General features: G+C 71.9%; 6 protein-coding genes. 3 read left to right on the top strand and 3 right to left on the bottom strand.

Annotated features, from left to right (window positions below):
• Together ESO86_RS10080 and ESO86_RS10075 are read right to left on the bottom strand one after the other, a co-directional pair.
• Nucleotides 1-415 (bottom strand): response regulator (locus ESO86_RS10080; RefSeq protein WP_165307611.1); only part of this gene is annotated, 415 nt, incomplete at its 3' end.
• Nucleotides 412-1638, bottom strand: coding sequence for a sensor histidine kinase (locus ESO86_RS10075; protein ID WP_129234779.1), 1227 nt, complete (start codon nt 1636-1638; stop codon nt 412-414). The genes ESO86_RS10080 and ESO86_RS10075, both read right to left, overlap by 4 nt.
• A gap of 79 nt (nt 1639-1717) precedes the next feature.
• Here ESO86_RS10075 and lepA point away from each other — a divergent pair, with 79 nt between their 5' ends.
• The 3 genes from lepA to hemW are packed head-to-tail and all read left to right on the top strand — an operon-like array spanning nt 1718 to nt 5459.
• On the top strand, nt 1718-3574 hold the full coding sequence (gene lepA, locus ESO86_RS10070) for a translation elongation factor 4 (RefSeq protein ID WP_129234778.1): 1857 nt from the start codon (nt 1718-1720) through the stop codon (nt 3572-3574).
• Between the two features lie 8 nt (nt 3575-3582).
• Nucleotides 3583-4233, top strand: coding sequence for a DUF1990 family protein (locus ESO86_RS10065; protein ID WP_129234777.1), 651 nt, complete (start codon nt 3583-3585; stop codon nt 4231-4233).
• On the top strand, nt 4233-5459 hold the full coding sequence (hemW, locus tag ESO86_RS10060) for a radical SAM family heme chaperone HemW (RefSeq protein WP_129234776.1): 1227 nt from the start codon (nt 4233-4235) through the stop codon (nt 5457-5459). Before ESO86_RS10065 ends, hemW begins: the two co-directional genes overlap by 1 nt.
• Here the strand turns inward: hemW and ESO86_RS10055 are convergent.
• Nucleotides 5456-5855: DUF4870 domain-containing protein (locus ESO86_RS10055; RefSeq protein WP_242492312.1), on the bottom strand; the 400-nt coding region annotated here is incomplete at its 5' end. The two genes, hemW and ESO86_RS10055, sit on opposite strands and share 4 nt — an antisense overlap.

Here is a 5855-nt window from a genome sequence, read left to right as displayed (position 1 = left end):
GCTGCGACTCGTCGAGCCGGGACGCGACCGTCGGGGCGAGCGCGGACTCGCCGGCCGCCGCCGCGCGGATCGCCGCGACGAGTTCGCCGGGCGGGGCGTCCTTCAGGAGGTAGCCGCTCGCGCCGGCCTCGATGGCGCCGAGGATGTCGGCATCGGTGTCGTAGTTCGTGAGGACCAGCACGCGCGGGGCGTTCGGCATCGAGCGGATCCGACGCGTCGCGTCGACGCCCTGGAGGGCACCGGGGAACTGGAGGTCCATGAGGACCAGGTCGATGCCCGGGGTCTCCGCGAGCCGGACCGCCTCCTCGGCGCTCGCCGCCTCGCCCACGACGTGGAGGTCGTCCTCGGCCTCGAGGAGCGCGCGCATGCCGGCCCGGACCACGGGATGGTCGTCGCTGAGCAGGAGCCCGATCATGCCCGGACCACCGGGATCCGCACCGAGAGCGCCGTGCCGCCCCCGGGCGTCGACTCGACGTCGACCGTGCCGCCGAGGCTCTCGGCGCGGCGGCGGATGGCGCGGAGCCCGAACGACGGCACGGATTCGTCGTCGCCCCCGAGCGCCGACGGGTCGAAGCCGACGCCGTCGTCGACGACGTCGAGCGCGACCTCGTCGCCGAGGTAGCTGAGGGTGAGTTCGGCGCGCGCCGCATCGGCGTGCTTGACGACGTTCGAGAGCGAGCCCTGCGCGAGCCGCAGGAGCGTGGCCTCGATCGACATGGGGAGCGGGACCGGGTCGCCACTCAGGGAGAAGGCGATGCGCGTGCGCGTGCCCGCCTGGCGCGCCTGCTCGTTCGTGGCATCCGCGAGGCGGCGGAGCGCGCCCGGCAGGGTCTGCTCGTCGAGCGCCGGCGGCGTGAGCTCGCGGATGAAGCGGCGCGTCTCCTGGAGGTTCTCGGCCGCCGTCTCACGGGCCAGGCGGAGCTTGTCGCGCGTGCTCGTGTCGGCGACGTCGCGCTCGGCGGCGTGGAGCAGCATCTGGATGCTCGACAGCCCCTGGGCCACGGTGTCGTGGATCTCACGGGCGATGCGCTCGCGCTCCGCGAGCGTGCCGGCCTCGCGGCTGGCGGCCGCGAGCTCCTCGCGCGTGGCGAGCAGGTCGAGGATGAGCGACTGCCGTTCGCGCGTCTCGACCGCCATCGCCCGGTAGCCGAGCCCGATGATCACCGCGACGCCCGCCGAGATGAGCGGTCCGAGCACGCTGCCGACCTCGAACCCGAGCTGCGAGGTGGAGCTCCACACGCTGAGGACGAAGGTGACGCCGACGAGCGGCACCGCCCACCGCGCGGGGAGCACGTGCAGCTCGAGGAAGAACAGCGGGAACGCCAGGAAGGCCGCGTCCGGGGTCAGCGCGCTGAGCCCCAGCCAGAGTCCCAGCAGCATGACGAGCCAGGCCGCGCGCATCCACGGCGTCACGACCTGGTGCGCGGTGACCACGCCGACGAGGTAGGCGCCGATGAAGGCGATCGAGAGGATCGAGATCGCGACGAGCTGCTCGCCGCCGGCGAGCACCGCGCGTGCGAGGACGAACAACGTCAGGCCGACCACGAGGACGTGGAGTCCGGCCCGCAACGAGACGAACACGGGGCGCAGCGCGGACGGCTGGACCCGTCCGACGAGTGGGGCATCGAGCACGGTCATGGTGCGATTCAGCGTAGTCCGGGGCACCTCGGGCGGCATCCGTCGAAAGTGCGATCGCCCGCATGGGAGAATCGACGGGATGTCTCCGAGAGCCGCTGCCCCACCGGTGCCCGCCGCCACCGATCCCGCGCTGATCCGCAACTTCTGCATCATCGCGCACATCGACCACGGCAAGTCGACGCTCGCCGACCGCATGCTCGGCATCACGGGCGTCGTCGCCGACCGCGACATGCGCGCGCAGTACCTCGACCGCATGGACATCGAGCGCGAGCGCGGCATCACGATCAAGAGCCAGGCCGTGCGCATGCCCTGGCAGGTCGGCGACACGTCGTACGCCCTCAACATGATCGACACGCCCGGCCACGTCGACTTCAGCTACGAGGTCTCGCGCTCGCTCGCCGCGTGCGAGGGCGCGATCCTGCTGGTGGATGCCGCGCAGGGCATCGAGGCCCAGACGCTCGCGAACCTCTACCTCGCGCTCGAGAACGACCTCGAGATCATCCCCGTGCTCAACAAGATCGACCTGCCGGCCGCCGAGCCCGAGAAGTACGCGCGCGAGCTCGCCGACCTGATCGGCGGTTCGCCCGACGACGTGCTGCGGGTCTCCGGCAAGACCGGCATGGGCGTGGAGGACCTGCTCGACCGGGTCGTCGAGCGCATCCCGGCGCCGACGGGCGATGCGGACGCCCCCGCGCGGGCGATGATCTTCGACTCCGTGTACGACAGCTACCGCGGCGTCGTCACCTACGTCCGGATGGTCGACGGCCAGCTGAACCCGCGCGAGCGCATCCAGATGATGTCGACGCGCGCCACGCACGAGATCCTCGAGATCGGGGTGAGCGCGCCTGAGCCGACCCCGACGAAGGGCCTCGGCGTCGGCGAGGTGGGCTACCTCATCACCGGGGTGAAGGACGTCCGCCAGTCGAAGGTGGGCGACACCGTGACGACCGCCGCCAAGTCGGCGGCCGAGCCGCTCGCCGGGTACACCGAACCGCTGCCGATGGTCTTCTCCGGCCTCTACCCGATCGACGGCAGCGACTACCCCGAGCTCCGCGAGGCGCTCGACAAGCTGAAGCTCTCGGATGCCGCGCTCGTCTACGAGCCCGAGACGTCGGTCGCGCTCGGGTTCGGCTTCCGCTGCGGGTTCCTGGGCCTGCTCCACCTCGAGATCGTCACCGAGCGGCTCCGCCGCGAGTTCGACCTCGACATCATCGCGACCGCGCCGTCCGTGGTCTACGAGGTGACCACCGAGGACAAGAAGACCGTCACGGTCACGAACCCGAGCGAGTTCCCGACCGGCGGCAAGATCGCCGAGGTGCGCGAGCCGATCGTGAAGGCCGCGATCCTGGCGCCCAAGGACTACGTCGGCACGATCATGGAGCTCTGCCAGTCGCGTCGCGGCACGCTCCTCGGCATGGAGTACCTCGGCGAGGACCGGGTCGAGATCCGGTACCACATGCCGCTCGGCGAGATCGTGTTCGACTTCTTCGACAACCTGAAGTCGAAGACCGCCGGCTACGCCTCGCTCGACTACGAGCCCGCGGGCGACCAGGCCGCCGACCTCGTGAAGGTCGACATCCTGCTCCAGGGCGAGCAGGTCGACGCCTTCAGCGCGATCGTGCACCGCGACAAGGCCTACGCGTACGGCGTGCTGATGACGGGGCGCCTGCGCGAGCTCATCCCGAGGCAGCAGTTCGAGGTGCCCATCCAGGCGGCGATCGGGGCGCGCATCATCGCGCGCGAGTCGATCCGGGCCATCCGCAAGGACGTCCTCGCGAAGTGCTACGGCGGTGACATCACGCGCAAGCGCAAGCTCCTCGAGAAGCAGAAGGAGGGCAAGAAGCGCATGAAGATGGTCGGCCGCGTCGAGGTGCCCCAGGAGGCGTTCATCGCCGCCCTGAGCGGGGAGACCGAGAAGAAGGACGCCAAGAAGTAGGGGGAGCGATGACCCGGCGAAGCACGTTCACCGACCAGTCCGTCACCTATGGCGCGATCGGCGCGACGCTCGACCCCGACCTGCTGCGCTACCCGCCCGCAGGGTTCACGCCGGCCGAGGACTCGGTGCGGCTGGGCTCCGGCCGGGAGCGCTTCGAGGCGGCGGCCGAGTCGCTCATGACCTGGGGCATCCAGCAGGGCGCCGGCTTCACCGTGGTGGATGCCTCGCCCGGCACGGGCGCCCAGTACACGGGCATCGCGTACGACGAGACCGGCGCGCCGCTCCCCGAGCAGCCCGCGGCGCGCGTCGAGCAGCGGTTCGGCCCCGACGGCACGCCGTACGTCAGCGCCGGGATGACCGCCACGCTGAGGCGGCACGGCCGGCTCCGCTCGCACGCGACCCCGGTCCTCGTCGTCTACGTCGTCGACGAGCCGAATCGGATCGGCTTCGCCTACGGGACGACCGGCGACGCCTCGGAGAACGGCGAGGAGTCGTTCATCCTCGAGCACCGCGACGACGACTCGGTCTGGCTGACGATCCGGTCGGCGTTCGAGCCGAACGGAGGCCTGCGGCGCGTCTTCGGGCCGCTCGTGCGCCGGCGTCGGCGGGAGCTCACGAAGCGGGAGCTCCGTGCGCTGCATCCCGCCTTCCCCGTCTGATGGCGGGGCCGCTCCCGATCGCCGACCCGGCCCCGGCCGACGGCCTGCTGCCGGCGAGTGCGACGACGGATGCCGCGTCCCGCGCGTTCGGCGTGTACCTGCACGTGCCGTTCTGCCGCGTGCGGTGCGGGTACTGCGACTTCAACACGTACACGTCGGGTGAGCTCCGCGGTGCGCGCCAGGAGGACTTCGCCGACCAGGCCGCCGCCGAGCTCGGGTTCGCCCGCCACGTGCTCGCGGCGTCCGGCGCCCCGGACCGCCCGGCTGCGACGGTGTTCTTCGGCGGCGGGACGCCGACGCTGCTGCCCGCCGCCGACCTCGTCCGGATGCTGGGCGCGGTGCGCGACGCGTTCGGCATCGCGGACGGCGCCGAGGTCACGACCGAGTCCAACCCCGACTCGGTCGACGCGGTCGACCTGCGGCGGCTCGCGGACGGCGGGTTCACCCGGGTGTCGTTCGGCATGCAGTCGGCGGTGCCGCACGTGCTCGCCGCGCTCGACCGGACCCACGACCCGGAGCGGGTCCCGCTCGTCGTGGGGTGGGCGCGCGAGGCGGGCCTGGACGTCAGCCTCGACCTGATCTACGGCACGCCGGGGGAGTCGCTCGCCGACTGGCGCGCCAGCCTCGCGGCCGTGCTCGCCGAGCGTCCCGACCACGTCAGCGCGTACGCGCTGATCGTCGAGGACGGCACCAAGCTCGCCCGGCGGATCCGCCGCGGCGAACTGCCGGCCGTCGACGACGACCTCGCGGCCGACATGTACGAGCTCGCCGATGAGCTGCTCGGCGAGGCCGGCTACGAGTGGTACGAGGTCTCGAACTGGGCGACGGATGCCGCGCAGCGGTCGCGGCACAACCTCGGGTACTGGCGCGGCGACGACTGGTGGGGCGTCGGGCCCGGCGCGCACAGCCACGTGGGCGGCGTGCGCTGGTGGAACGCGAAGCACCCTGCGGCGTACGCAGAGCGACTGGCTGCGGGCGTCTCGCCGGCGGTCGGCCGCGAGACGCTCGACCACGCGACCCGCGAGACCGAGCGCATCCTGCTCGCGACGCGCATCAGGGAGGGCGTCGAGGTGTCGAGCCTGCACGCGGGCGGCCGGCATGCGGTCGCGGGCCTCATCGCCGACGGGCTCGTGGACGCGCGAACCGCCCTCGCCGGGCGGCTCGCGCTGACCCGACGAGGGCGGTTGCTGGCTGACGCCGTCGTGCGGCGCCTGCTCGAGGACTAGCTCACGAACTTGATCGCGACGGGGTACACGTAGTACTCGCCGTTGTTGGCCTTGATCGCGGCGATGATGCCGAACACGATCGCGGCGATCCAGGCCGCGAGCAGCAGGAAGATGCCGATGATCACGAACGTGAGGATCGAGCCCACGACGTAGGCGATCAGCAGCGTGATCTGGAAGTTCAGCGCCGTCGCGGTGTGCTCGCGGATGAAGGGGCCCTTGTCCTTCAGGACGAGATAGCCGATCAGCGCGGGCAGGAAGCCGAACAGGATGCCGCCGATGTGGATCAGCGTGGCCCAGAGCTTCTCGTCGGCCGGGCTGAGCGGCTGGCTCTGCTGGTAGGCGCCGTCGCCGGGAGGCGGAGGCGGCGTCGGGCCGCCGGGCGGCGGCGGCGGCGGG

Origin of the sequence: Agromyces binzhouensis, assembly GCF_004135055.1 — a bacterium.
In the GTDB taxonomy this organism is placed as follows: domain Bacteria; phylum Actinomycetota; class Actinomycetes; order Actinomycetales; family Microbacteriaceae; genus Agromyces; species Agromyces binzhouensis.
This window is presented reverse-complemented; position numbering and strand designations above follow the sequence as displayed.